The 25,397-nt window shown below is 72.7% G+C and carries 19 protein-coding genes; 12 read left to right on the plus strand and 7 right to left on the minus strand.

Features of this window, described 5'->3' with window-relative positions:
• The first annotated feature begins 39 nt into the window (after positions 1-39).
• Positions 40-3,216, plus strand: coding sequence for a BTAD domain-containing putative transcriptional regulator (locus tag O7603_RS03150; protein ID WP_281574165.1), 3,177 nt, complete (start codon positions 40-42; stop codon positions 3,214-3,216).
• 6 nt (positions 3,217-3,222) lie between these two features.
• Here the strand turns inward: O7603_RS03150 and O7603_RS03155 are convergent, their stop codons facing one another.
• The 4 genes from O7603_RS03155 to O7603_RS03170 all read right to left on the minus strand — a co-directional run bounded on the left by O7603_RS03155 (position 3,223) and on the right by O7603_RS03170 (position 7,431).
• On the minus strand, positions 3,223-4,050 hold the full coding sequence (locus O7603_RS03155) for an ABC transporter permease (RefSeq protein ID WP_281574166.1): 828 nt from the start codon (positions 4,048-4,050) through the stop codon (positions 3,223-3,225).
• The gene (locus O7603_RS03160) at positions 4,047-5,027 is read right to left on the minus strand and encodes an ATP-binding cassette domain-containing protein (protein ID WP_281574167.1); all 981 of its coding nucleotides are present in this window, start codon (positions 5,025-5,027) and stop codon (positions 4,047-4,049) included. Before O7603_RS03160 ends, O7603_RS03155 begins: the two co-directional genes overlap by 4 nt.
• A gap of 75 nt (positions 5,028-5,102) precedes the next feature.
• Positions 5,103-6,920 (minus strand): glycoside hydrolase family 15 protein, encoded by a 1,818-nt coding sequence (locus O7603_RS03165; protein WP_281574168.1) that lies wholly within the window; start codon positions 6,918-6,920, stop codon positions 5,103-5,105.
• A gap of 34 nt (positions 6,921-6,954) precedes the next feature.
• Positions 6,955-7,431, minus strand: coding sequence for a hypothetical protein (locus O7603_RS03170; protein WP_281574169.1), 477 nt, complete (start codon positions 7,429-7,431; stop codon positions 6,955-6,957).
• Between the two features lie 534 nt (positions 7,432-7,965).
• On the opposite strand from O7603_RS03170, the gene O7603_RS03175 reads away from it, so the two are divergent.
• The gene (locus O7603_RS03175; RefSeq protein ID WP_281574170.1) at positions 7,966-8,856 is read left to right on the plus strand and encodes a universal stress protein; all 891 of its coding nucleotides are present in this window, start codon (positions 7,966-7,968) and stop codon (positions 8,854-8,856) included.
• Between the two features lie 180 nt (positions 8,857-9,036).
• On the plus strand, positions 9,037-11,565 hold the full coding sequence (locus O7603_RS03180) for an alkaline phosphatase D family protein (protein ID WP_281574171.1): 2,529 nt from the start codon (positions 9,037-9,039) through the stop codon (positions 11,563-11,565).
• A 12-nt stretch (positions 11,566-11,577) separates the two neighbouring features.
• Here the strand turns inward: O7603_RS03180 and O7603_RS03185 are convergent, their stop codons facing one another.
• The gene (locus O7603_RS03185; protein ID WP_281574172.1) at positions 11,578-11,856 is read right to left on the minus strand and encodes a hypothetical protein; all 279 of its coding nucleotides are present in this window, start codon (positions 11,854-11,856) and stop codon (positions 11,578-11,580) included.
• A gap of 193 nt (positions 11,857-12,049) precedes the next feature.
• Complete coding sequence (locus O7603_RS03190) at positions 12,050-12,658, minus strand: TMEM175 family protein (RefSeq protein WP_281574173.1); 609 nt, start codon at positions 12,656-12,658, stop codon at positions 12,050-12,052.
• A 274-nt stretch (positions 12,659-12,932) separates the two neighbouring features.
• On the opposite strand from O7603_RS03190, the gene O7603_RS03195 reads away from it, so the two are divergent.
• The 9 genes from O7603_RS03195 to O7603_RS03235 all read left to right on the plus strand — a co-directional run bounded on the left by O7603_RS03195 (position 12,933) and on the right by O7603_RS03235 (position 22,966).
• Positions 12,933-13,841, plus strand: coding sequence for an RNA polymerase sigma-70 factor (locus O7603_RS03195; RefSeq protein ID WP_281574174.1), 909 nt, complete (start codon positions 12,933-12,935; stop codon positions 13,839-13,841).
• A 61-nt stretch (positions 13,842-13,902) separates the two neighbouring features.
• On the plus strand, positions 13,903-14,340 hold the full coding sequence (locus O7603_RS03200; RefSeq protein ID WP_281574175.1) for a helix-turn-helix transcriptional regulator: 438 nt from the start codon (positions 13,903-13,905) through the stop codon (positions 14,338-14,340).
• Positions 14,337-16,664 carry an AfsR/SARP family transcriptional regulator gene (locus O7603_RS03205; protein WP_281574176.1) on the plus strand — a complete coding sequence of 776 codons (2,328 nt, stop codon included), beginning with the start codon at positions 14,337-14,339 and terminating at the stop codon, positions 16,662-16,664. The genes O7603_RS03200 and O7603_RS03205 overlap by 4 nt, the downstream gene beginning before the upstream one ends.
• 215 nt (positions 16,665-16,879) lie before the next feature.
• The gene (locus O7603_RS03210) at positions 16,880-18,610 is read left to right on the plus strand and encodes an FAD-binding protein (RefSeq protein ID WP_281574177.1); all 1,731 of its coding nucleotides are present in this window, start codon (positions 16,880-16,882) and stop codon (positions 18,608-18,610) included.
• 97 nt (positions 18,611-18,707) lie between these two features.
• Positions 18,708-20,153 carry an NAD(P)/FAD-dependent oxidoreductase gene (locus O7603_RS03215; protein ID WP_281574178.1) on the plus strand — a complete coding sequence of 482 codons (1,446 nt, stop codon included), beginning with the start codon at positions 18,708-18,710 and terminating at the stop codon, positions 20,151-20,153.
• Between the two features lie 312 nt (positions 20,154-20,465).
• A complete protein-coding gene (locus O7603_RS03220) occupies positions 20,466-21,236 on the plus strand; it encodes a SigB/SigF/SigG family RNA polymerase sigma factor (protein ID WP_281574179.1) in 771 nt (256 codons plus the stop codon).
• Positions 21,237-21,327: 91 nt separating this feature from the next.
• The gene (locus O7603_RS03225; RefSeq protein WP_281574180.1) at positions 21,328-21,738 is read left to right on the plus strand and encodes a VOC family protein; all 411 of its coding nucleotides are present in this window, start codon (positions 21,328-21,330) and stop codon (positions 21,736-21,738) included.
• A gap of 131 nt (positions 21,739-21,869) precedes the next feature.
• On the plus strand, positions 21,870-22,334 hold the full coding sequence (locus tag O7603_RS03230; protein ID WP_281574181.1) for a helix-turn-helix transcriptional regulator: 465 nt from the start codon (positions 21,870-21,872) through the stop codon (positions 22,332-22,334).
• Between the two features lie 5 nt (positions 22,335-22,339).
• Positions 22,340-22,966: a glyoxalase gene (locus tag O7603_RS03235; RefSeq protein WP_281574182.1), complete on the plus strand. Its 627-nt coding sequence runs from the start codon at positions 22,340-22,342 to the stop codon at positions 22,964-22,966.
• A 61-nt stretch (positions 22,967-23,027) separates the two neighbouring features.
• Here O7603_RS03235 and O7603_RS03240 read toward each other — a convergent pair whose 3' ends face one another.
• Positions 23,028-25,394: a M48 family metalloprotease gene (locus O7603_RS03240; protein ID WP_281574183.1), complete on the minus strand. Its 2,367-nt coding sequence runs from the start codon at positions 25,392-25,394 to the stop codon at positions 23,028-23,030.
• Between the last annotated feature and the right edge of the window lie 3 nt (positions 25,395-25,397).

The raw sequence follows: 25,397 nt of genomic DNA on the forward strand, positions 1-25,397 counted from the left end.
GCGCGGCGGCCCGATGTAGCGGTGGGGGATGCTGGGTCGGTGCAGATCACGATCCTCGGCCCGCTCGCCGTCGACGGCCGGCCGGTGCGGGGCGACCGCCTCGCGACGGTGGTCCGGGCACTCGTCGACGCGCGGGGCCGAGCGGTCTCCACCACCCTGCTCGTGGACTCCGTCTGGGGCGGTACGCCGCCCGACGACGCCACCGGCGCCGTCCAGGCGCTCGTGTCCCGGGTACGCCGGCTCGGGCTTCCGGTGGTCGCGGGCCCGGGCGGATATCGCCTGCCCGCCGAGGACCTCACCGTCGACGCGGTCGAGGCGCGGGCGCTCGCCGAGCGCGCCCGCGTCGCACTCCAGACCGGCGACCTCCCGGCCGCCCGCCGCGCGGCCGACCAGGCTCGGAACCTGTTCCCCGAGGTCCCGGAACTCGCCGCCCCCGAGGAGACGCGCCTGTTCGCGGACGTCACCGCCCTGCGCGCACAGGCGGCACTCGCCGGTGGGGGGCCGTTCGACGAGGTCGACCTGCGCCGGCTCGTCGCCCGTACACCCCCGGACGAGCCGTCGGCCGCCCTGCTCGTGCGGGTGCTCGCCGCCCAGGGTCGCGACGCCGAGGCGCTGGAGGTCGTCGAGCAGCTACGCGCCGAACTGGCCGACCGGTACGGCACCGATCCGTCGTCCGTCATCACCGACGTCCACCTGGCGCTGCTGCGCGGCGAACTCACCAGCGCACCGGTGACGCCGCGCCGGCAGCCGACGCGGATCACCCTGCCCGCCGCATGGCACCGACCGATGACCGCCCTCGTCGGCCGGGAGCGGGACGTCGAGACCGTGGGCGAGGCGCTCACCGAGGCGGCGCTGGTGACGATCGTGGCCACCGGCGGCGCGGGTAAGACCCGGCTGGCCGCCGAGGTGGCGCGCCGCGCGGCGGCGGCCGGGCAGACGGTCCGCGTGATCGAACTCGCCGGCCTGCGCTCACCGGAGGAGGTGCTGCCCACGGTGCTCGCGACGCTCGGCGGAGCGGACACCTCGGCGACCGGCGGCAACCTGGGCCTCGAACGGCGGGTTCTCAGCCCCGAGCAACGGATGCGCGCCGTGGCGCCCGACCTCGACGGGCTGGTCGTGCTCGACAACTGCGAGCACGTACTCGACGCGGTCGCCACCGTCGTCGCGGACCTGGTCGCGGTGACCTCGCCGGAGGTCACGGTGCTCGCGACGAGCCGGGCCCCGCTGGGCCTGGCCGGTGAGCGGGTCCACCGGCTGACCGCGCTGCCGGACGCCGACGCGCTCGGGCTGCTCGAGTCCCGGGCGCGGGCCGGCGGCGCGGTGCCCACCTGGGACACCGCACGCGCGCTCGCGCTGTGTCACCGGCTCGACAACCTGCCGCTGGCGCTCGAACTGGCCGCCGCGCGGCTGCGGCACATGCCGATCGACGACGTGCTCGTCGGGCTGACCGACCGGTTCGCGCTGCTCGACGACGCCCTGCGCGGCCTGCCGGAACGGCACGCGAGCCTGTGGGCGATGGTCGACTGGAGCCGGGACCTGCTCGCGCCCGACGACCGTGAACTGCTCCAGCGGATCGCGGTCATCCCCGCGCCGTTCACCGCGGACCTCGCCGCCGCGGTCGCGCGGACCCCCGATGTACGACGCGGCCTGGCGACGCTCGTCGAACAGTCCCTGCTGACCCTGGTCGAAGGCGACGGCCCACCCCGCTACCGGATGCTCGAGACCGTCCGCGAGTACGGCGAGGCGCGCCTCACCGCCGCCGGCGACCGGGACCCCGCCATGGCCGGCCTGGTCGGTTGGGCCCGGGAGCAGTCCGTCGCGCTCGCCGACCGGTTCGTCGGGCCCGGCCAGGTCGAGGCGCTCGCCCGCTGCGCCGCCGAGCAGGACAACCTGGTCGCGGGCCTGCGCTGGGCGCACGGGTCCGGTGACGAGCCGGCCAGCGTCGAGGTCGCCACCGCGCTGTTCCACCTCTGGTCGGTGCGCGGCCTGCACCTCGAGGTCAACGGCTGGGCGCGGGGCCTGCTGCACGTCGAGGACCCGGACCGGCGGCGGGGCTCGGCGATCCTGCGCGGCCGAGCCTCCGGTCGGCCACTGCCCGACGCCGACCGGCTCGCCTGGCTGTGCCTGCTGATCAGCGTCAACGCTGGCATCAGCGGCGAACTCCGGCTCGCCGTACTCGCCCGGCGGGCGCTGCGGACACTCCTCGCCCAGCGCCGCGTCGAGGTCTCGCCGCGGCCGGCCGCGCTCGCGTCGGCGTTGCCCATGTTCGACGCGTCCGATCCGGACCAGAGCATGAAGGGTGCCGCCGAGATGATCGCGCACCCGGACCCGTACGTGCAGGGGTTCGGCCTGTTCGCCCGCGCCGCGATCCGCGAGAACAGCGGCACCCCCGAGGCGTCGGTCGTCGACGCCGAGCAGGCGTACCGCCACTTCGAGATCGCCGGTGACCACTGGGGCATGGCCATGGCCGCGGGCGCCGTCGGGCAGTTCTTCGCTCCGGGTGGGGAGGCGCGCTCGGCCGAGTGGCTGGCGCGCAGCATCCACCACATGGATCTGGTCGGCGCGACACAGGACGCCCGCTCGATCCGGGTACGGCTGGACGTGCAACTCGCTCTGGCGGGTGACCCGGAGGCGGAGCGGCGACTGGGCGAGACGGCGACGGCGGGCCAGGCCGAGGAGGTGGAGATCGCGCAGGCGCGCCTCGGGCTGGCCCACCTCGCCTGGCAGCGCGAGCGCTACGACGAGGTGCTCGTCCACGCCGACGGGGTGACCCGGGTCCTGGCCGGCTGGGTGGGGCCGCCGCCGCAGCCGCGGGTCATCCTCCGGGTCGCGGTGGCGGTCCTCCATCTGCGGGTGGCCGAGGTGCGGCGGTCGGCGGGTGACGACGCCGACGCCTACGCCGTCGCGTTGCTGAGGCTCGCCCTGGACGAGGCGCTGTCCTCGAGGGACCTGCCGGTGATCGGAGCGTTGGCCATGGGCGGCGCCGAGCTCGCGGCGTACCGGGGTGACGTCGGGGTCGCCCGCGAGCTGTCCGCGCTCGGGATCCGGATCGGCGCCCACGACCGGACGTTCTTCCCACCGGGAGCCGGCGAGCGGCTCAACGCCGCCCTCGGGGACGAGGGGCGGCGTGAGCCGTTGCTGGCCGCGTGGCGCGAGCGGCCGGTCGCCGCGACCACCGCCCGGATCCGCGAGCTGATGGACGACCTGCTGGTCTAGATCGAGTCAGATCTTCTTGCGGTAGGCCCGCAGCGCCAGCGGCATGAACACCGCCACGAACCCGGCGCACCAGGCGAGCGTCCACCACACGTGCGAGCCGACCGGGGTGCCGAGGAACAGCCCGCGGACCGCCGCCACCAGGTGGGTCATCGGGTTGACGCCCACGAAGGCCTGCATCCAGCCCGGCAGGGTGTCGGCGCTGACGAACACGTTGGACGCGAAGCTCAGCGGCATGATCAACGCGAACATCAGACCCTGCACGGCACCCGGGGTGCGCACCTTCATCGACACGAGGACCGGCAGCCAGCTCAGGCAGAGGGCGAACAGCACCGCGAGCAGGCAGCCGGCGATCGCCCTGAGCGGATCGGACTCGATCCGGAAACCGAGCAGGTAGCCGATCGCGAGGGTCGAGATCGTGACGATCACGTACCGCACGACGTCGCCCAGGACCGCGCCGACCAGGGGCGCGGAGCGGGGGACGGGCAGCGACCGGAACCGGTCGAAGATGCCCTTGGCGATGTCGGTGTTGAGGTTGACGCCGATCGCGATGGCGCCGGTGGCGATGGTCTGCGCCAGAATTCCGGGTAGCAGGAACTGCAGGTAGTCGTGGGTGGACCCGGCGACCGCGCCGCCGAAGATGTAGACGAAGATGACGAGGAAGAGCACCGGTTGCAGCGTGACGTCGATCAGCGCCTCGGGCGTACGCCAGGTCTTGATGAGGCTGCGCTTGGCGAGCGCCAGCGAGTGCCGGACGAGCCGGAACGGTCGTGGTTTCGCCGCGACCGTCGACAACGCGCGGCTCGGCGTGGGTCGTGCGTCGGTCAGGGTGCTCATGCCGCGACCTCCGTGCGGTGGGTGGTGTCGTCGTCGGATGCCGTACGCCCGGTCAGGGTGAAGAACACCTCGTCGAGGCTCGGCAGGTGCAGAGAGAGCTCGGTGACCGCGATGCCGGCCGCGGCGAACCGGGCGACGCTCTCGGTCAGGGCCGCGTCGTCGGCCACCGGCACCGCGAGCACGCCCTTGCGGATCTCGTCGGCCGGCGCGCCGGAGCCGACCTCGGTGAGGATCGCCGCGGTCCGGGGCAGCTGCGTGGGATCGGACGGCCGGACCTCGAGGGTCTGGCCGCCGACCACCCGCTTGAGCCCCTCGGGCGTGTCGTGCGCGATGACCCGACCGTGGTCGATCACCGTGATCGCGTCCGCGAGCGCGTCGGCCTCCTCCAGGTACTGCGTGGTGAGCAGCACGGTCGAGCCGTTGGTGACCAGCGACCGGACCACGTCCCACATGTCCTCACGTTTGGCCGGGTCGAGCCCGGTCGTCGGCTCGTCGAGGAAGATCACGTCGGGCGAGCCGACGAGGCTGGCGGCCAGGTCCAGCCGGCGCCGCATGCCACCGGAGTAGGTCTTGGCCTGCCGGTCGGCGGCGCCGGTCAGGTCGAACCAGTCGAGCAGTTCGGCGGCCCGCCGCCGGGCGCCGCGGCGGCCCAACTCCAGCAGGGTGCCGAACAGCTCCAGGTTCTGCCGCCCGGTCAGGTCCTCGTCGACCGAGGCGTACTGGCCGGTGAGCCCGATCGTCTGCCGTACCCGCTCGGCGTCACGGACGACGTCGAAGCCGCTGATCCGGGCGGCACCGCCGTCCGGGGTCAGCAGCGTGGAGAGGATGCGCACGGCGGTGGTCTTGCCGGCGCCGTTGGGGCCGAGCACCCCGAGCACCGTTCCTCGGGGCACCGCGAGGTCCACGCCCTGCAGCGCCCTCGTCTTCCCGAAGGACTTGACGAGGCCCTCGGCCTCGATCACCAGGTCACTTGTCATGCCTCACAGCGTGGCCGGGCGGCCTGACACGGCCCCGACACGCCGCCGACATGCCGGACGGCGGCGGCGTCAGCGTCACGGGCCGGTGGGGGCGGCCCGGATGGCGAGGGCGGCCTGGACGAGCGAAGCGTGGGTCAGTGTCTGGGGGTAGTTGCCGAGGTGGGCGCCGGTCGCGGGGTCCAGCTCCTCGCCGTAGAGGCCGAGTGGGCTGGCGTGATCGAGCATGGTCTGGAACAGCTCGACCGCCTCGGTGCGGCGCCCGGTGTGGGCGAGGGCCTGGACGAGCCAGAACGAGCAGGGCAGGAACGCCCCCTCGGTGCCCGGGAAGCCGTCACGCCCCGGCGGATAGCGGTAGAGCAGCGGACCGCCGGCGGAGAGCCGGTCCCGAATGGCGTCGATGGTGCCGCGCACCCGGGGCGACCCGACGCCGTCGATGCCGAGCAGCGGGAGGACGAGCAGGGCCGCGTCGAGGTCGGCCGAGCCGTAGCTGCGGACGTAGCTGGCCGCCGCCGGGTCGAAACCGGCTGCCCGAACGTCGGCGGCGATGGCATCTCGTGCGCTCTGCCAGCGTCGACGTTGGCGCTCCCGCAGGCGGTGCGTCTCGGCGATGCGCAGGGCGCGGTCCAGGGCGAGCCAGCCCATGAGCTTGGAATGTACGTGCTGGGCCGGTTCGCGGACCTCCCAGATGCCGGCGTCGGGCTCCTGCCAGCTACGGGCGACCACGCCGGCGAAGCCGCGCACCGCCCGCCACGTCTCGCTGTAGAGGCGGTGCCCGCCCTGCACGAACGCCCAGGCGGCGTCAGTCACCCAACCGTAGCCGTCGAGCTGGTGTTGCCCGGCGGCGCCGTTGCCGATCCGGACCGGGACGCTGCCGCGATAGCCGGGCCAGCCGGGCAGCTCCCGTTCCGCGGGCACTCGGCGGCCGTGAAGGGTGAGCAGTGCCGGCAGGCGTGGCCGCTGCAGCCGGCTGGCGTGCAACAGCCACGCGAGGAAACCGCGGGCCTCGTCGGGTTTGCCGACGCTGAGGAAGGCGCTGACGCCGATGCTGGCGTCCCGGGGCCAGACGTAGCGGTAGTCCCAGTTCCGTACCCCGCCGGGATCCTCGGGCAGGGACGTCGTGGGCGCGGCCACCGGGGCTCGCGAGGGCGAGTACGTCAGCAGCCGCATGGTCAGCAGGCTTCGAACGACGTGTTCCCGGAACGGCAGCGACCCGTCGATCTCGGCGGTCCAGGCCCGCCAACGGTCTTCGTCCTCGGTGACCAGGTCCCAGGCCGATTCCGGCGCGACGTGGACCAGCGGTTCGCGGTGGGCCACGGCCAGCACGAGGGTGACCGGACGGCCCGGCCCGACCCCGATCATGGTGGGCCGGCCCGGCTCGATGGTGAGTGTAGGTGAGCTGTCCAGCGAGACCGCGAGCGATCCCCACTGACACACCAGGGCCTGCCGCCGGTGGTCGAACCGGGGCCGGCGGTGCCGTGGGCCGAGCCGGGGGTCGAACTCGACGGCGGCGTCGACCGCTGCCTCCTCGGCCGACAGGCGCCGCACGATCACTGTCGTGGGTAGCAGGCGGCCGCTGACCTCGACCACCATGGCCTCGGTGAGGGTGAGCCGGCCGCTGCCCACCGCCCAGGTCGTCTCCAAGGTGGCGGTGTGCTGCCGGTAGCGCCGTTCGACGACCGTGGCCGGTCCGGCCGGGCCGACCCGGAACGTTCCCGCGTCCGGGCCCCCGACCAGCCGGCCGAACAGGGGCTCCCCGTCGAAGCGGGGCACGCAGAGCCAGTCGATCCCGCCGTCACCGCCGACGAGGGCAGCGGTGCGGGTGTCGCCCAACAACCCGTAGTCGCTGATCGGCGTTGGTGCCCGGGCGCACGACGCGTAGGTTGCACCGGTCATGGAGATCGCTCCCTCACGAGTCGCGCGACGGGGGTCAGCCGGCCCGGAGGAGCAGTCCGAGGACCGCTCCGTAGAGCACGTGGACGACAGCCACGATCGCGGGAGTCTGGTTGCCGTAGTTGAGGGCGAACACGCCGGGCGGCTCCAGCACGGCCGCGCTGGCCAGGCCCGCCCGTGGGGAGGCCATCCGCGGGTGGACCCCGGGAAGCAGCGGCAGGAGCACCGTCAGCGCGATCCCGACGTGGACGGCCCCGAGCAACGCCCCGATCCACCAGGTGGCGCGGTGCAGCAGGGCGAACGTGGCCGCGTAGCCGAGGGCGAAGCCCTGGCCGGCACCGAGGTGCATGACGAACCCGATGACCCGGGCCCGGTCGGGATCCTCGGTGACGAGGGTCCCGAGCACCAGGGGAAAGTCGAGGCGGGTGAGGCCGGCCAGTTGGGCGGTGACCAGCGCCGCGGTGAGCGCCGTGGTGGCGACCAACCCGAACAACGCCCATCCGACCCAGTCCATCTCAGCGGTGGCGGACGTGGTCCCGAGCCGTCGGCGGGCGGCACCGCGACGTTCTCTCGGTCATCGGTCCGTCCTCCGGCTCGGCAACGTGAAGCGTCTACGGTCCTGATCGGGACGCCCGCGTCGCACCGACATCGACGGCCCTGCCGGTTTTTCACCATAAACCACGGTTCTGTCGGCTGCGGGCTGCTCGCCGAGATGCGATCGGCGGCCGGACGGCGCCCCCGGGGGCGGGTGGTCGGCGCCCGCTGGGCAGATCCCGGTGACGGCGCCGCCACCGGAAGCGCGCCGGCGCCGGCGAGGCACGCACTCGTTCGTCACTGGGTGCGCACTGCGGCCTTCTAGCGTGCCTTGGCACGGCGTGGCGGCGCCGGCGGACGGCCCGGGACAGGGGCGGAGCCAGGAAGATCGTCGGTGCCCGGCTGGCGGCCACCGACCTGGCGGCCGGGCGCGCCGGCTGAGCCGGGAGATCGACATGCCGCGGGCCGGGCACCTGCCCGACCCTCCTACCGACCACGAACGAAAGAAGATGCCATGACGCTCAAGACTGGTGCTCCCGTTGTGGTGGGCGTGGACGGTTCCGCCGCCGCCTTGGACGCGGTGCGGGTGGCGGCCCGGGAGGCGGCGTACCGGCGGCGGCCGCTGCGGATCGTGCACGCCTTCATCTGGCCGTTGATGCGCGTGTCGGTCGGCCCGGCTCCGGGCGGCCCGGCCGACGGCGGCCTGCGCCACCAGGCCGAGCGGTACGTCGCCGAGGCGGTCGCCGAGGCCGAGGCGGTCGCCTCGGAGGTGCCGGTCACCGGGGCCGTCGTCGACGGTGCGGCGACCGCGGTGATGCTGGCCGAGTCCCGGGAGGCCGCGCTGGTGGTGCTCGGGCACCGTGGTCTGGGTGGCTTCGCCGGGCTGCTGATCGGCTCGGTCACCGTGCAGGTCTCGGCCCAGGCCCCGTGTCCGGTGCTCGTGGTACGGGGGGAGCCGCGCGCCGACGGCCCGGTGGTGGTGGGTGTGGACGGCTCGGACATGTCCACCGAGGCGGTCGGCGTCGCGTTCGAGGAAGCCGCCTACCGGGACGCCCCGTTGGTCGCGGTGCACGCGTGGCTCTTTCCCGCGCCGGCCGGCCCCGGCGACATCCTGCCCCTGGTGTACGACGTGGACGAGTACGGCGACGAGGTGAAGCGGGTCCTCGCCGAGTCGGTCGCCGGCTACACCGAGCGTTACCCGCAGGTGGCCGTGCAGCACCGGGTGGTCCGGGGCACGCCGGCCCACGTCCTGGCGAACGAGTCGACGACCGCCCAACTGGTGGTCGTCGGTGCGCACGGCCGCGGCGCCGTCGGCGGGCTGCTGCTCGGCTCGGTCAGCCACGCGGTGCTGCACCACTCGCACGCCCCGCTCGTCATCGTCCGGCACCGCCGTCCGGCCGCCTAGCTCACGCCACCACAGCGGCGAGATGGTTCACCGTCTCTTCGGGACAACGCCGCGGCTGCGCCTGCCACGTGAGCCGAATTCTCACTCGCCGGACCACTGCCCGTCACGTGATCTTCAGGAGTCGGGCGGACGGGCTGCCGAGGCTGTCGGGACTACGTCTCGATCAAGGCAGGTGTGGCAGTGGCGGACGCATCCCCCATCAGCCGGCGACGGTTCCTGACCCTCGCGGGCGGTACCGCCGGCATGGTCGCCGTGAGCCAGCTGATCGCCGAACTCCCCGCGGCGTACGCGGACGACCTCGATCCGGCGCCGTTCGCGCTCGGTGTCGCCTCCGGCGAGCCGGACCACGAGAGCGTCGTGCTGTGGACGAGGCTGGTGCGGGACCCACTGAACGCGGTCGACGGCGGCATGCCGGCGGAGCCGGTGCAGGTCACGTGGGAGGTGGCCCGCGACCCGGAGTTCCGTAAGGTGGTCCGGTCCGGCGAGGCGACCGCGGTGCCGGCGTCAGCGCACACCGTGCACGTGGTCGTGGACGACCTGGCGCCCGACCGTTGGTACTGGTACCGCTTCCGCAGCGACGAGGCGTACAGCCGCACCGGACGTACGCGGACCATGCCGCCACCCGGCGCCAAGGCCGACCACATGCGGTTCGCCTTCGTCTCGTGCCAGTCCTGGGTCGGCGGCCCCTACCCCGCCTACCGCGACCTGGCCGACCAGGACCTCGACTTCGTCGTCCACCTCGGCGACTACATCTACGAGACCACCAACGGCAGCCTCACCGAGTTCCGCCGCCTGCACGCTCTCTACAAGACGTCCCCGGACCTGCGCGCCGCCCACGCCCGGTTCCCGTTCGTCCTCACCTGGGACGACCACGAGGTGCAGAACAACTACGCCGGCGCCATTCCACCCGGCCCGGCCGACGGTCGCCCCTTCCTGGAGCGCCGCGCCAACGGCTACCAGGCCTACTACGAGCACCTGCCGCTGCGCCCCAACCAGCGCCCCACCGGGCCGGACATGCTCATGTACCGCCGACTCAACTTCGGCCGGCTCGCCCAGTTCAGCGTGCTCGACACCCGGCAGTACCGCAGCGACCAGGCGCTCGGCGACGGTCGGAAGGAACCGACCGGGGAGGTCTTCGACCCGACCCGCACCATGACCGGCCCCGAGCAGGAGCGCTGGCTGCTCGACGGGCTGGGCCGGTCGAAGGCACGGTGGAACGTCATCGCCCAGCAGACCATCATGGCCGCCTTCGACTACGACCTCGGGCCCGGGCAGATCGTCAACCTCGACCAGTGGGACGGCTACCCGCCGGCCCGGTCCCGCATCCTCGACTTCGTCGCCAGGCACCGGGTGCGCAACCCCGTCGTCCTCAGTGGAGACTGGCACACCCACTGGGTCAACGACCTGAAGACCGACTTCACCGACCCGTGCGCGAAGACGGTCGCCACCGAGTTCGTCGGCACCTCGATCTCGTCCGGCGCGGGCTGGGACGCCGACGTCCGGGCCGGCCTACCGGCCAACCCCCACGTCAAGTTCTACAACGGCAGCTATCGCGGTTACGTGATCTGCGACGTCACCGAGCGCCGCTGGCGGGCGGACCTCCGTATCGTGCTGAACGCCCGCGACGCCGCCTCGCCGGCGTACACCATCGCCGCGTTCGAGGTACGCGACGGCGTACCGGGGGCGCGCCGGATCGACGCCGGCGACGGCATCGTCGCTCGGGTCACCGACGCGGCCACGGGCGCGGCCCTGCCGAACGTGCAGGTGTCGGTGACCGCGGCGGACGGCACGCAGCAGGCGACGAGCACCACGGACCCGTCGGGTGAGGTCCTCGCCTTCGCCCCGCCCGGCAGTTACACCGTCGCCGTGAACGGGGTGGGCTACGAGCCCGCGAGCCAACCGGCGACGGTCGTCGAGGGCGTGCCGACAAAGCTCGACCTGCCGCTGCGCCGGGCCGCGGCCAGTGCCGGCACCGGTCGTACCGTCCCCGGACCGCAGTCCGAGGCCAGCTCGTCCGACCTGGTGCTCGGCAACGACCTGGTGGCGCTGGCCGTCTCCGCCGGCACCGACGATCCGCAGCTGGCCGGAGTCACCGTCGGCAAGCCGCTGGACCTGGCCGCGGTCGGGCACCTCGACCAGCTCGACTGGATCAACCTGCCCTACGCCTCGGCCACGCAGCCCCGCGGTGGCAACGCCTGGCAGCAGCGCACCGTCCGGTCCACCACCGTGGACGTGGTCTCGGAAGGCGGCTCGGCGGCGACCGTGCGCGCCACGGGTGCCAGCACCGCCGTGCCCGACCTGCGGGTCGTCACGACGTACACCGTCCGGCCGAACGAACCATGGGTGACGGCGGAGAGCGCCTTCACCAACCTCGGCACCGAACCGCGCACCTTCTGGACCGGTGACGCACTCGACCACGACGGCGCCGGCCAGCGCAGCGGCGTGCCCGGGCACGGCACCATCACCAGCAGCACCCCGGCCGACTACCCGCCCACCGCGCCGTGGATCGGCATGACCGGCTCGGACCGCCAGACCTACGGACTGCTCTACGAGGACAGCGCCTTCGTCGCGTACGCCGCCTACAACTGGGTGATGAGCCAGCGTCAGGTGACCCTCGGGGCGGGCGAGACGTTCACGCTGCGACGCCGGATCGTGGCCGTCGACAGCGGCGAGGGCGCTGACCCGTTCGCGGTGCTCGGGCAGCTCTGACCGGCCGGTGCGCTACCAGCCGGACCCGGTCCGGCCCAGCCAGTCGGCATACGTGATCTCCCCGAGGGGCGCCCTGTCATCCGGCATCAGGCTCCGCTCGTCCAGCTCGCTTCCGAAGTAGCGCGCGTGCTCGTCGGTGACCACCTCGCGTGGATCGCCGAGAGCCGCGAAGGCCTTCCGGAAGAACTCGTCCATCCGGAGCCGCTCGGGCCCGGCGACCTCGACCCGGCCGTTCGCCGGCGACCCCGAACACACCCGGGCGACCGCCTGGGCCACCTCGTCGCTGGCCATCGGCTGGAGAGCACCGGTGCCAGGTGCACCTTGCCGCCTTCCGTGCCGGCGTCGGCGATGCCGGGACGAACTTCGGGTGCGGTCCGGCATCAGTCGAGACCGGGAGCCCACCGGATCGGTGACTCCTCGGCGAACAATGTCCAGGAAATCGCGACACCCGACGCCCTGTTGCCACGGGCGCGACCTCGCACCCTCAGGCCGGAGCCTCGTGTTCGCGGACCACCCGGGCGATGCGGCGGTCGGGGACGACCCACATGACCACGATGAAGACGAAGCACGCCAGGGCGATCCACACTCCGACACGCCCGCCGATCGCCAGGGCGGCGACGATCCCGGCGACGTCGAACGCCAGCGAGAGCTTGCCCTTGCGGTCGGTGCCGACCGCCTCACGTAGCGGCGACTCCAGCCCCTGCTGCCAAATGATCACCCACTGGAGCACCAGGTAGGCGAGGGCCGCGCCGAGCAGGTTCAGACCGTAGATGACGACCGGGATCCGCTCGAACCGTGATTCGGACACCCAGGTGGTCGTGAACGGGACCAGCGACAGGCAGAACAGCAGGGCCAGGTTCGCCCACAGCACACTGCCGCTGACCCGACGAACCAGGTGGAACATGTGGTGGTGGGCATTCCAGTAGATGCCCACATAGATGAAGCTGAGGAGATAGATCAGCAGCCCGAGGCCGGTCGTGTGGACGAGGTCGGAGAGATCGTGACCCTCCGGCACCCGCAGCTCCAGCACCATGATCGTGATGACGATGGCGAGCACCCCGTCGCTGAACGCCTCCAGTCGATTGGTCCTCACGGTGCCAACCTCTCTGTCGATACCTGGATACCGCTTCGAACGCCCTGCTGCCGGGTGACCCGGGTGCGGCCCTCGGCGACGCTGCCGGACCTCACCCGGCGAGAGGGTCACGCCGCGACCGGAACGCTTGCACACCAGCCGAGACAGGGCAGCCGCGGAATGTGTGACAGGTGTGGTCGCCGTCACGTCTGCCGGCCGATCGTTGGGAGTCGCCGCCTGTTCGGACCACGATGGGCCGGTAGCAGCCGTGAGGTGAGCGGAACGGGGGCGCGCGATGACGGATTCCGGGACGGGCCAGGAGCCGGCCGGCACGGGTGATCTCGAGGAGGCCGCGGCGGTCTTCACGAACGTGCGGCCCCGCCTGTTCGGGATCGCGTATCGGATGCTCAGCAGCGCCACCGAGGCCGAGGACCTGGTACAGGAGGTCTGGCTGCGGTGGCAGACCTGTGACCGGAGCGTGGTGGTCAACCCGGCGGCGTTCCTGGCCACGACGACCACCCGGCTGGCCATCAACGCCCTTCAGTCGGCGCGGGTGCGGCGTGAGACGTACATCGGGCCGTGGCTGCCGGAACCCGTCGACACGAGCGCGGACCCGTACCTGGGGGCCGAGCGCGGTGCGGCTCTGGAGTTCGCGGCCCTGCTGCTGATGGAGAGGCTCACGCCGGGCGAACGCGCCGCGTACGTCCTGCGGGAGGCTTTCGACTACCCGTACGGGCAGATCGCCGACATCCTGCAGTCGACCGAGCCCGCGGTGCGGCAGCTGGTCAGCCGGGCGCGCAAACACGTGACGGAGGCGAGGCGTACGCCGGCCAGCGCGTCCGCGCAGCGGGAACTGCTGGCCACGTTCCTCACGGCGGCCCGCTCCGGCGACCTGGGGGCGTTGGAGCGGCTCTTCGCGGCGAACGTGACCAGCATGTCCGACGGCAATGGCAGGGTGCGCGTCTCCCGCCGGCCCGTGCGGGGAGCAGCGCGCGTGGCCAGGTTCATGGCCGCGATCTCCTCCTGGTTCTGGGACGGCGCCGACGTCCGGTGGGCGAGCACGAACGGGCAGACGTCCGCCGTGGTGTCGCGCGACGGCACCGTGGACGCCGTGATCACGGTGACCGCCTCGAGCGAGGGCATCGATCACGTGCTGTGGATGATGAACTCCGAGAAGATCACGGCCGTGTCCGCTCCGGCCTGACTCGCCGACGTCACAGAACAGCGCGCTGTCCGGTCCTAGCTACTGGGATTCGGGAGGTGTGGTGGCTGGTTCTTCGTTCGGGCTGCGGTTTCGAGGGTTCCGGCGGTCGTCGGGGTTGACCATCGAGGATCTGGCCGCGGCGTCGGGTGTGCGTGGTCGGGCGATCAGCGACATGGAGCGGGGACACAGCCGTGCGCCGCAGGAGCGGACGTTGGCGGCGTTGGCCGACGCGCTGGACCTCGGTGACGGCGCTCCGCATCATCCCGGCCTGACGCCGTCGGCCGCTGAGGCGCGTCGACGACGAATGCGCGACCTGCTGCCGGGCGCCGGGGCGTGGCTCGTGCGCGGCGGGCCTGAACCGGACCCGTCGAGCACGCCCACACGCAGATCAGGTTTCTGCGTTACTTCCGCGTGGTGCCGGCCGGACGCCACTGGTTACGTATCTGTACAAGCCGGTCCATCCCGGGCCGGGGAACGGACAAGCAAGGCGCGTCAATGACTGAGTCGGCATCGGCGGTACGGTTCACCATCCTGGGCTCGCTCGGAGCCCGGCGCGGTGACGTCGATCTCGAACTCGGTGGCCGTCAGCAGCGGCTGGTGCTCGCCCTGCTGCTGACCCACGGCGGGTCGGTGGTCGGCCTTCACGATCTGGTCGACACCATCTGGAATCAGGATCCGCCGACGAGCGCTGTCAACATCGTCCATCGCTACATCGGCGCCCTTCGCCGACTCATCGAACCCGACCTGCCGGTGCGCGCCGTCGGCAACCACCTGATCCGGCACGCGGTGGGATACCAGCTGCGGGTCGACGAGGGCTCACTCGATCTGCTGCGCTTCCGCCGGCTGGTGGCCCACGCCCGGCGGGCGACCGAACCCGGGCCGGCGGTGCGGCTCTACACCGAGGCACTGGCGCTCTGGCGCGGATCCTGCGCCGCGGGCCTGGACCCGGAATCGCGCGCCCACCCGGCCTTCACCGGGATCGACGCCGAGTGCGCACAGGCCGTGCGGGACGGCGCGGACACCGCCCTGCGTAGCGGCCAGGTGCGGCTGATGCTCCCGGCGCTACGCCAGGCGGCCGGGCAGAATCCGCTCGACGAGGCGCTGCAGGCCCGCCTCGTCCTCGCGCTGGCCGCCGACGGCCGGCAGGCCGAGGCCCTGAGCACCTTCCAGGAGGTCCGACGGCGGCTCGGCGACGAGCTCGGGATCGACCCCAGTCCCGAGCTTCTCGATGCGTACGACCGCCTGCTGCACCAACGCACCTCGGCCCAGTGGTGGGGCCGTGCGCCGTCACCGGTCGGAACGGTCGCCGTCGGCCCACTCGCCCACTCGCCCGTCGACGCCGAGGAAGCCATCGGACTGGTCAAGCCGCCGCCCACACCGGCTCAGCTGCCACCGGACCACCCGTTCTTCGTCGGCCGGGCGGACCTCCTCGCTCGTGCGGAGGCGCTGATCGAGGCGGACCGGCGGCACGGGCGAGCCACGGTGGCGCTGGCCATCGACGGGATGCCGGGCGTCGGCAAGACCACCCTCGCGATCCGTCTGGGCCACCGTCTCGCCGCCGCCTACCCGGACGGGCAGCTCTACGCCGACCTGCGCGGCTTCGCCGCCCAGGGCTGCCCGATGAGCCCCGCCGAGGCGCTGCGGGGACTTCTCAGCTCGCTCGGCGTGCCGCGGGCGGACGCGCCGACCGAACTGCACGCGCTGGCCGGGCTCTACCGCACCATCCTCGCGGGGCGCCGATTCCTGATCGTGCTCGACAACTGCCGGGACTTCGGGCAGGTGCGACACCTGCTGCCTGGCGCCCCCGGCTGCCTGGCGATCGTGACCAGCCGTAACCGGCTCACCGGCCTGATCACCAACGCCGGCGCCCATCCGCTGCCGGTGGACCTGCCGCCGCCCGACGAGACCCGGGAGTACCTGGCCCGACGGTTGGGCGCGGGGCGGACCGCCGCGGAGCCGGCCGCGGTCGATGACATCATCGCGGACAGCGGGCGACTGCCGCTGGCTCTTGCCCTGGTAGCCGCGCGTGCCGCGACACAGCCCGATACACCGCTCGCGGAGATCGCCTTGGAGCTGGCGGGCCGCCTCGACAGCCTCGGCGGAAACGCGGAAACCAGCCTGACGGCGGCCTTCTCGTGGTCGTATCGAGAGCTCAGCCCGCCGGCGGCGCGGCTGTTCCGGCTGCTGTCGCTGCACCCCGACCCCGATCTGACCGTGGAGTCGGCGGCAAGCCTCGCCGATGTCGATCCGGCCACGGGCGCGACGCTCCTGGGGGAGCTGGACACGCACATGCTCACCCAGGTCCGGTCCGGCCGGCATCGGGTGCACCGCCTCCTGCGGGCCTACGCCGCCGGCCTCAGCGAGGAGGAGGACACAGCGCACGAGCGTCGCGCTGCCGTCATGCGGCTGTTCGACCACTTCCGCTCCTCGGCGTACCACGCGCATCTGCGGCTCGATCCGCCGGTTCCCGTGCCCGAGCCGCCGGCGCCCGGACCCGGGGTGACGCCGCTCCGGTTCGACGGGCGCGACGAGGCGATCGCCTTCTTCGAGGCCGAACGACCGGTGCTCGCCGCCGTCGTCGCGCAGGCCGGGGCGCAGGGAGCGCACGAGGTCGCCTGGCACGTCACGCGCTCCATGACGAGCGCCCGTGGCTCTCGCCGGCCGGACGATCGACTGGACGACGACCACGCGCAGCGGATTCGATGTGGCGACCCCCGGCGATCCCGAGGGGCAGGCCCGGGGCGCCGCAGCCCTACGGACGCGTTGTCCATACCGGGCGACCGTGACCGACAGTCCCCACCAGCGCGACCGTTCGATGGGTGATCGTCGTCGCGGCCGGCAGCATCCGGTCGATCATGCCCCTTCTTTGTCACGAACTGTGGGCCGCTCCGGTCTTACGTGGTGAGCCCGCGAACGTCTGCGCGGGGGCGAGGAGGCACGGCCATGGCGAGCAGTCCGGCGCCGCGGGACGCACGCACCGGGCCGCTCACCTCGCCGGGCCACGGAGAGCCGGACGCACCGGAGAACGGGAACCAAGCATGAGCATTCGTGAACACCGCCTGTCGACCTCGGTGCTCGTGATCGGCACCGGCGGCTCCGGCCTGCGGGCGGCCATCGAGCTCGCCGAGCGGGGCGTCGACGTGCTCGCTGTCGGCAAACGGCCCAAGCAGGACGCCCACACGGCGTTGGCGGCCGGCGGGATCAACGCGGCACTCGGGACGATGGACGCCGACGACAGTTGGCAGCAACATGCCGCGGACACCATCAAGGAGAGCTACCTCCTCGCCAACCCGCACACGGTGCAGGTCGTCGCCCAGGGCGCCGCTCGGGGCATCCACGACCTGGAGCGCTACGGGATGCACTTCGCGCGCGAGAAGGACGGCCGCATCTCCCAGCGGTTCTTCGGGGCGCACAAGTACCGCCGGACCGCGTTCGCGGGCGACTACACCGGCCTGGAGATTCAACGCACCCTCGTCCGCCGCGCCGCGCAGCTGGACATCCCCGTCCTCGACACCGTCTACGTCACGCGGATTCTCGTCCGCGACAACGCCGTGTTCGGCGCGTACGGCTTCGACCTGAACGACGGCACCCGCTATCTCGTGCACGCCGACGCGGTGATCCTCGCCGCGGGCGGACACACCCGGATCTGGCGACGGACGTCCTCGCGTCGGGACGAGAACACCGGGGACTCCTTCCGCCTCGCAATCCTTGCCGGCGCCCGCCTGCGCGACCCCGAACTGGTCCAGTTCCACCCGTCCGGCATCCTCGAGCCCGAGAACGCGGCCGGAACCCTCGTCTCGGAGGCCGCGCGCGGCGAAGGCGGCATCCTCCGCAACGCGGCGGGGGAGCGGTTCATGAAGCGCTACGACCCCGAGCGGATGGAGTTGTCGACCCGCGACCGGGTGGCGCTCGCCGCGTACACCGAGATCAAGGCGGGCCGGGGAACGCCGAACGGCGGCGTCTGGCTCGACGTGTCACACCTGCCGCGCGAAACCATCATGAACCGGCTGCCGCGGGTCTACCAGATGATGCTCGAGCTGCAGATGCTCGACATCACGACCGATCCGATCGAGATCGCGCCCACCGCGCACTATTCGATGGGTGGGGTCTGGGTCCGCCCGGAGGACCACGGCACCGACGTCGCGGGTCTGTACGCGATCGGCGAGGCGGCCAGCGGTCTGCACGGCGCCAACCGCCTGGGCGGCAACTCGCTCATCGAGCTTCTCGTCTACGGCCGCATCGTCGGCGCGGCCGCCGCCGGTTACGCCGCCGGGCTGGACGCGCAGCGGCGCTCGCCGGAGGCGGTCGCCGAGGCTCGCGCCGAGATCGACGGGCTGCTCGCCGCGGACGGCCGCGAGAACGTCCGCGCGCTGCAGCGGGCGATCCGCAACACGATGACCGAGCACGCCGGTGTGGTCCGCGACGAGCAGGGGCTGCGCGCCGGGCTGGCAGAACTGCGCGCCATCACGGACCGCATGGCGGACATCGGCGTCCACCCGGATATCGCGGGTTACCAGGACCTGGCGCACGCCTTCGACCTGAAGGCGTCGGCGATCGCGGCACGGGCCACATTGGAGGCCGCGCTGGAGCGGCGCGAGACCCGCGGCTGCCACAACCGCAGCGACTTTCCGCACGTCGACCCCGGGCTCCAGGTCAACCTCGTCTGGTCGCCGACGGCGGGCATCGTCCGTGAGGAGATTCCGCCGGTCCCGACGGAGATCGCCGAGCTGATGGAAGAGGTGTCGACCGTCGGGAAGCTCGTCGAATAGCCGGCGCGGGCCGTGTGCCCGATCACGATCGGGCGGCGCGCGGCACAACGCCACGCCTCGCCTGGTTGTATTTGGTAGCGGCTCGTTGGAGGTTGCCATGCGCAGGATCCTGATCGTCGGGGGCGGCTACGCCGGTTTCTACACGGCCTGGCGGCTGGAGAAGAAGCTCCGCCGCGACGAGGCCGAGGTGACGCTCGTCGACCCCCGGCCGTACATGACCTATCAGCCGTTCCTGCCCGAGGTCGCCGCCGGCTCGGTCGAGGCGCGTCACGTCGCCGTCTCGCTGCGCGGCCACCTCCGCCGGACCACCGTCATCGCCGCCAGCGTGACCGAAATCGATCACGCGCACCGGACGGCGACCATCCGGCCGCTGGACGGCCCGGACCGCCGGCTCGAGTACGACACCGTCGTGGTCACGGCGGGCGCGGTGACCCGTACCTTCCCGATCCCCGGGGTCGCGGAAGGGGCGATCGGGCTCAAGCACGTCGAGGAGGCCGTCGCGATCAGGGACCGGCTGCTCACCGCGTTCGAGCGTGCCTCGGCCCTTCCGCCGGGCCCCGAGCGCACCCGGCTGCTGACCGTGACCGTCGTCGGCGGCGGCTTCACCGGCGTCGAAGGCTTCGGGGAGTTGCTCTCGCTCGCGACGGCGCTGCTCAAGCGGTATCCGGAGCTCACCCTCGCGGACCTCGCCTTCCACCTCGTCGAGGCGCAGGGCCGCATCCTCCCCGAGGTCACCGACGACGTGGGGCGGTGGGTGGTCCGCCACCTCGAGGAGCGTGGCGGCCACATCCACCTCGACACGCAGCTCGTCTCGGCCGAGGACGGGCACGTCGTGCTCTCGACCGGTGAGGAGTACGACACCGAGCTGCTGATCTGGACCGCGGGCAACGGCGCCAACCCCGTCGTCGCCAAGCAGACCGATCTTCCGATCGACGAGCGGGGCCGCCTGCGGGTGCGCGCCGATCTGCGCGTCGGCACGGCGGACGCCGCGATCCCCGACGCCTGGGGCGCGGGCGACAACGCCGCGGTCCCGGACCTCGCCTCCACGATTCCGGGCGCGCTGACGGTGCCGAACGCCCAACACGCCGTCCGGCAGGGCAAGCGGCTCGCCGCGAACCTGGTCGCCGACCTCCGTGGGCGGCGGGTCAAGCAGTACGCGCACCACAGCCTCGGCGTGGTCGCGACCCTCGGTCTCGGCCGCGGGGTGTTCCAGTACCGCCGCCTGGTCATCAAGGGGTTCCTGGCCTGGGTGATGCACCGCGGATACCACGTGCTCGCGGTGCCGACCTGGGAGCGCAAGATCCGTGTCCTTCTGGTATGGCTCAGCGCCGTGGTGTTCGGTCGCGACATCGTCTCGCTGCAGTCGGTGCAGCAGCCCCGGGCCGCGTTCACCGCCGGCGGCACCCCGCGCCCGGCCATCGGCGGCGCTCCACCCTGGTCGACGGAGATCGCGGCCACCCGGCTGCCCTCGCCCACGGGGCTCGGTCGGCCGCCGGCTGCCCGGATCGACAGGGTGAACGGCTCGTCGCAGGATGCTCGGTAACGAGTCGGCCTCCGTGCGCGCTCGGCGCGATCCTGGCGATCGAGGGCGACTCCCGACCCGGCGCCGCAGGCTGAGGCGCCGAAACGCGGTCGCCGCGCACCTTCCCAGGCTCGTCGAGCGTGTTGAGGGAGCGGCACCCAAGATCGCTCCGTCCGAAAAGCGGATACCGACATCGGCCGTTCGGCTATCTTTCGGGTAGCCGTTGGTCTAGTGTCGGCGGCAACGATCGCGCAGCTGCCGGAAAGGCTGCCGGCGTGGCCTCGGAGGATGACGATGATCACCACTGATCGACCCGCCTCGGCGGGTTCGCGAATGGACACCCTCACCTCGCCGGACTCGACGGCCACCCACCTGCTCACCACGCTGGCCGGGCTGCCGGCCGATCACCCGTCGCGCGCCGCGATGCGCGACCGGGCGATCGAGGCGTGGCTGCCGCTGGCCAACCACCTCGCCCGCCGTTACAGCGGCCGGGGTGAGCCGACCGACGACCTGGCCCAGACCGCCGCCGTCGGTCTGATCAAGGCCATCGACAAGTTCGACCCGACCCGCGGCGTCGACTTCGCCGGCTACGCCATCCCCACCATCATCGGCGAGCTCAAGCGACACTTCCGCGACCGCACCTGGGACATCCGGGTGCCCCGCCGGCTGCAGGAACTGCGGCTGGCCATCTCCGACGCGAACAGCTCACTGCTGCAGACCCTGGGCCGCTCGCCCACGGTCGCCGACATCGCCGCGCACCTCAAGCTCACCGAGGAAGAGGTCCTGGAAGGCCTGGAAGGCGCCCGCGCGTACAACGCGGTCTCGCTGTCCACCCCGACCGGCGACGGCGACCGCGCCACCGAACTCGGCGACATGCTCGGCGGCGAGGACAGCGAGTTCGAGCTGGCCGAGCTGCGGGTCGCCCTCGGCCCCGCGCTGGCCACCCTCGACGAGCGCGAGCAGAAGATCCTCACCCTGCGGTTCTACGGCAACCTGACCCAGTCGCAGATCGCCGAGCAGATCGGTGTCTCGCAGATGCACGTCTCCCGGCTGCTGGCCCGGGCGCTGACGAAGCTGCGGGGGCAGCTCGACGGCACGTACTGACCGGCCGGGGCCAACCGTCCGCCGACGGGTGGGCCAGTTCGATCAGGAATCGAGAAGTGCTGGTCATGCTGCCGTGCCTAGCATGATCGATATGGACATCACCATTCACACGAGCGTCCTCCCGCACGTCGACCCGGACGCTTCCGTGGCCTTCTACCGCGACATCCTCGGCTTCGAGGTCCGCAGCGACGTCGGACAGGGCAAGATGCGCTGGATCACGGTCGGCCCCGTCGGCCAGCCCGACACGTCCATCCTCCTGGCACCGCCGGCCGTCGACCCGGGGATCACCGAGGACGAACGCCGCACCATCGCCGAGATGATGGCCAAGGGCACCTACGGCTGGATCCTGCTCGCCACCCGGGACCTCGACGGCGCCTTCGAGAAGGTGCAGAGCGGCGACGCCGAGGTGGTCCAGGAACCGACCGAGCAGCCGTACGGCGTGCGCGACTGCGCCTTCCGCGATCCCGCCGGCAATCTCGTCCGCATCCAGGAGCTCCGCTGAGCCGTCCGCCGACGACGGCCCGCTCGACCGGCTCCGTCGGGGCCGGCAGGTCGGTCATCGTCATCGAGTGCCTGGCTGCCCCCTCGACCGGCAGCCAGGCACTCGCGGATTCCGATGAAAGGAGTTCTCTCATGTGTCACCCCTCATGGGGGCGCGCCCTCGCCGCGGCCCAGCGCCTGAACGACCTCGCGCGACTGCGCCGGGTTCGTGACCGGATGGACCGGGAGTACGCGCAGCCGCTGGACGGGGAGGCGCTCGCCCGTGGCGCGAACATGTCGGCGGGGCATCTCAGTCGCCAGTTCCGGTTGGCGTACGGCGAGTCTCCGTACGCCTACCTGATGACGCGGCGGATCGAGCGTGCGATGGCGCTGCTGCGTCGTGGCGACCTCAGCGTCACGGAGGTCTGTTTCGCGGTCGGCTGTTCGTCGCTGGGCACCTTCTGCACCCGCTTCACGGAGCTGGTCGGGATGCCGCCCAGCGCCTACCGGCGCCGCGCACCGGGCGCTGCGGCGGGGATGCCGCCGTGTGTCGTGAAACAGGTGACCAGACCGGTCAGGATTCGAGAAGCAGTCGTCGCCGAGCCGCAATTAGCGTGAATGCCATGGCATCCATCGAATTCGTCACCCTCGACGTGGCCGACCCCACGGCCGCCGACCGTTTCTACGCCGCCGCGTTCGGATTGGACACGCAGATCCGCCTGCGGGCCTCGGAGGCGCCGACGACCGGCTTCCGTGGTTTCACGATGGCGTTCACGGTGTCCCAGCCGGCCACCGTCAATGGTCTCATCGACGCTGCCCTGGACGCTGGTGCCACGACGCTGAAGCCTGCCGCGAAATCGCTGTGGGGCTACGGCGGTGTCGTACAGGCTCCGGACGGGACGATCTGGAAGGTCGCGACCTCGGCGAAGAAGGACACCGGCCCGGCCACGCGGCGGATCGACGAGATCGTGCTCCTGTTGGGAGTCGCGGACGTGGCCGCGAGCAAGCGGTTCTACGTCGAGCGCGGCCTCGCCGTGGCGAAGAGCTTCGGCCGCATGTACGTCGAGTTCGCTGCCGGGTCGAGTCCGGTCAAGCTGGCGCTGTACCGGCGTCGCGCCCTCGCCAAGGACCTCGGCGTCGCTCCCGACGGCACCGGGTCGCACCGGCTGATGATCGGCGGCGCCGCCGGGCCCTGCACCGACCCGGACGGGTTCGCGTGGGAGGCCGCCTCGCTGGCACCCACGCGCTGACGACCCCGCGCGGCGAGCGGTGCGGACCGCTGCCCGGCCCGGCGGTGTCCCGCCGGCCGGGTCAGCCGAAGGTGCCGCGGAGCCAGGTCTCGTACGCCGAGGTCCCCACACCCCAGGTCAGTACCGCCACCGCCGCGAGCAGCACCGCGAGACCGGCGGTGGTGGCCACCACGGCGCGGCGACCCGGCGGCGCTGGAGCGTCCGCCGGCTCGCGGCGCCGATGGCTCAGCAGGGCCGTCGCGAGCACCAGGGGCACCGCCACCAGGAGCCCCTGTACGAGGGTCCAGTGGGCGGTCCGGGCCAGCCCGCCGACGTCCACCGCCTCCCGGCACAACCCGACGCCGGTCTGGCAGCGCACCGGGCCGGCGACCCACCAGACGGCAGCGGCCGAGACCACGGTGGACACCGTCGCGGCGAGTAGCGCCAGCGGCGGTCGCAGCGGGCCTCGCCCGGCCACTACCACGGTCATCGCGAGGGCCACCAGCACCGAGCCGACGGCGATGGTGGCGTTGTCGAGGACCGCGCCGAACGAGATCTCGTCGGGCTGCGGGACGGCCTGGCGCACCTGTTCCGGAATGGTCGCGCGGGCGGCCAGGGGGAGCAGGGCGCCGATCACGGCGGCCACGGCACCGCTGCCGAGTCCGACCAGGACGGCGTGCCACAGCGCCCTCCAGCGGGCCGAGTGCCACGCCAGCGCCGCGGGCACCAGCCACAGCACCGTCAGGGTCGGCAGGGTGAGCGGATTGTGCACGAACCGGTAGGCCGGACCCAGGTCCGCCGTGCTCACCATCCCGAGCGCGGCGTACCAGCCGTCGCCGGTGGCGGGTGCCGGACCCCAGGCCAGCGCGAACCCGAACCGGACGGCGCTGAACGGCAGCCAGACGGCCAGCACCGTCCCGGCGGCCAGCCCGGCGGCGACGAGGGTGGCCCGGAGCGCCCGATGCCTCGGTCGTGGCGGCGACGTCGCACCGTCCGGCGTGTCGGCCCGGGTGGTGCGGGTCCAGGCCGCGCGGGCTGTCGAGTCGGCCCAGGCGGACAACCCCACCGCCGCGACCGCGAGCAGCAGCCCCGCGACCAGGGTGGAGGCCGGGTCGGAACCGCCGACCGGTACGGGGCCGTCCGTGACCGTGACCAGGGCCACCTGCGTACCCAGCAGGAATGACCCGACCAGGACCAGGGCGTAGCTGAGCCAGGCCGGGACCGGACCGGACCTCGCGGCCCCGGCGCTGGTCGCCCAGGCGACTCGCCACACCGCCAGCGCGAGCAGGGCGCCCAGCCAGGGGCCGGCCAACAGCCCGACGAGCGCGGCGCCGAGCACCGGATCCACTCCGAGGCCGCCGCCCGCGACCGGCAACAGGTTCGCGGCGAGGACACCCGTCGGGAGGCCGGCGGCGACCATCTCCCAGTGGGCCGGTATCACCAGGGCGGCAGGTTCGTGGACAGCCCGGAGCCGGTCTCGGGGCAGCGGATGGTCGCTCCACCGGTCGAGCCACCGCCGCCGTGGCGGCAACCGCTCGAGGATCGCGGGCAGGGCGCGGCCCGCATCGCCGGCGGACGCGGCCAACACGTCGGCGTGCGTCTCGCGCGTACGTAGCACCGCGTTGCGCAGCAGGTACACCAGGAGGATCGGGCCGAGCAGCAGAACCAACAGGTGGAGTTCGTCCGACAGCGCGGCCGGACGCCATCGGGCGGGCGCGGTGAGCAGGGTGGGGTGCACCAGCAGGGCCAGCACCGGCAGCACGGCCACGAGCAGGAACGCCCGCCAGACCGCGATGGTCAGGTAGGTGAGGTCGACGTCCCGGTTGCGCAGGTGCGCCAGCTCGTGGGCCACCACGGCCCGGAAGGCCGCGCGGTCGGTGACCCGCAGCACCAGCAGACCGGCGTCGAGCTGGACACGCCGCCGGCCCGGCAGACCGAACACCTGGCCGCTCGGCGTGCCCCGCAGCGGCGCCACCCACCACTGGGGCGCACGGGCGAGCCCCACCTCTCGGTGCAACTGCTCCAGGTCGTCGATCAACCCGGGAGCGAGGTCCGGCGACAACCGACGTGCTCGGTTGCGGCGTACGAGCCACCACGGCTGGGCGAGGTACAGGGCGAGGGCCACGACGATCAGCAGCCCGAGACCGCCGGCGGCCACGGCCATCGGCCGGGCGAAGGCCGGCCGCAGACAGGACCGGTATTCAGCGGCCAGCGCGTGGCGTTGCTGACCATCGTCCGCCTCGCCCTGGGCCTCAAGCGCGGCGGCCGCGGCGTCGAACGCGGTGGTGCAGACGGTCAGGCGGGACTGGACGGCGTCCATCCTGCCCGGCAAGGAAAGATCGAGGGAGAAGAAGATGAGCACACCGGTGGCGAGGACCGCGCCGACCAGGAGGGCGAAATAGGCGCCGGGCGTGCCGGGGACGGCGCGCGCGCCGGTCGCGGGCGGCACCGC

Source organism: Micromonospora sp. WMMD812, assembly GCF_027497215.1.
In the GTDB taxonomy this organism is placed as follows: domain Bacteria; phylum Actinomycetota; class Actinomycetes; order Mycobacteriales; family Micromonosporaceae; genus Micromonospora.

What these genes read in the sequence shown, in the direction of transcription:
- O7603_RS03155 (WP_281574166.1), bottom strand. Translation starts at nt 4,050, where the DNA reads ATGAGCACCCTGACCGACGCACGACCCACGCCGAGCCGCGCGTTGTCG.
- O7603_RS03160 (WP_281574167.1), bottom strand. Translation starts at nt 5,027, where the DNA reads ATGACAAGTGACCTGGTGATCGAGGCCGAGGGCCTCGTCAAGTCCTTC.
- O7603_RS03165 (WP_281574168.1), bottom strand. Translation starts at nt 6,920, where the DNA reads ATGACCGGTGCAACCTACGCGTCGTGCGCCCGGGCACCAACGCCGATC.
- O7603_RS03170 (WP_281574169.1), bottom strand. Translation starts at nt 7,431, where the DNA reads ATGGACTGGGTCGGATGGGCGTTGTTCGGGTTGGTCGCCACCACGGCG.
- O7603_RS03175 (WP_281574170.1), top strand. Translation starts at nt 7,966, where the DNA reads ATGACGCTCAAGACTGGTGCTCCCGTTGTGGTGGGCGTGGACGGTTCC.
- O7603_RS03185 (WP_281574172.1), bottom strand. Translation starts at nt 11,856, where the DNA reads ATGGCCAGCGACGAGGTGGCCCAGGCGGTCGCCCGGGTGTGTTCGGGG.
- O7603_RS03195 (WP_281574174.1), top strand. Translation starts at nt 12,933, where the DNA reads ATGACGGATTCCGGGACGGGCCAGGAGCCGGCCGGCACGGGTGATCTC.
- O7603_RS03205 (WP_281574176.1), top strand. Translation starts at nt 14,337, where the DNA reads ATGACTGAGTCGGCATCGGCGGTACGGTTCACCATCCTGGGCTCGCTC.
- O7603_RS03210 (WP_281574177.1), top strand. Translation starts at nt 16,880, where the DNA reads ATGAGCATTCGTGAACACCGCCTGTCGACCTCGGTGCTCGTGATCGGC.
- O7603_RS03215 (WP_281574178.1), top strand. Translation starts at nt 18,708, where the DNA reads ATGCGCAGGATCCTGATCGTCGGGGGCGGCTACGCCGGTTTCTACACG.
- O7603_RS03220 (WP_281574179.1), top strand. Translation starts at nt 20,466, where the DNA reads ATGGACACCCTCACCTCGCCGGACTCGACGGCCACCCACCTGCTCACC.
- O7603_RS03225 (WP_281574180.1), top strand. Translation starts at nt 21,328, where the DNA reads ATGGACATCACCATTCACACGAGCGTCCTCCCGCACGTCGACCCGGAC.
- O7603_RS03230 (WP_281574181.1), top strand. Translation starts at nt 21,870, where the DNA reads ATGTGTCACCCCTCATGGGGGCGCGCCCTCGCCGCGGCCCAGCGCCTG.
- O7603_RS03235 (WP_281574182.1), top strand. Translation starts at nt 22,340, where the DNA reads ATGGCATCCATCGAATTCGTCACCCTCGACGTGGCCGACCCCACGGCC.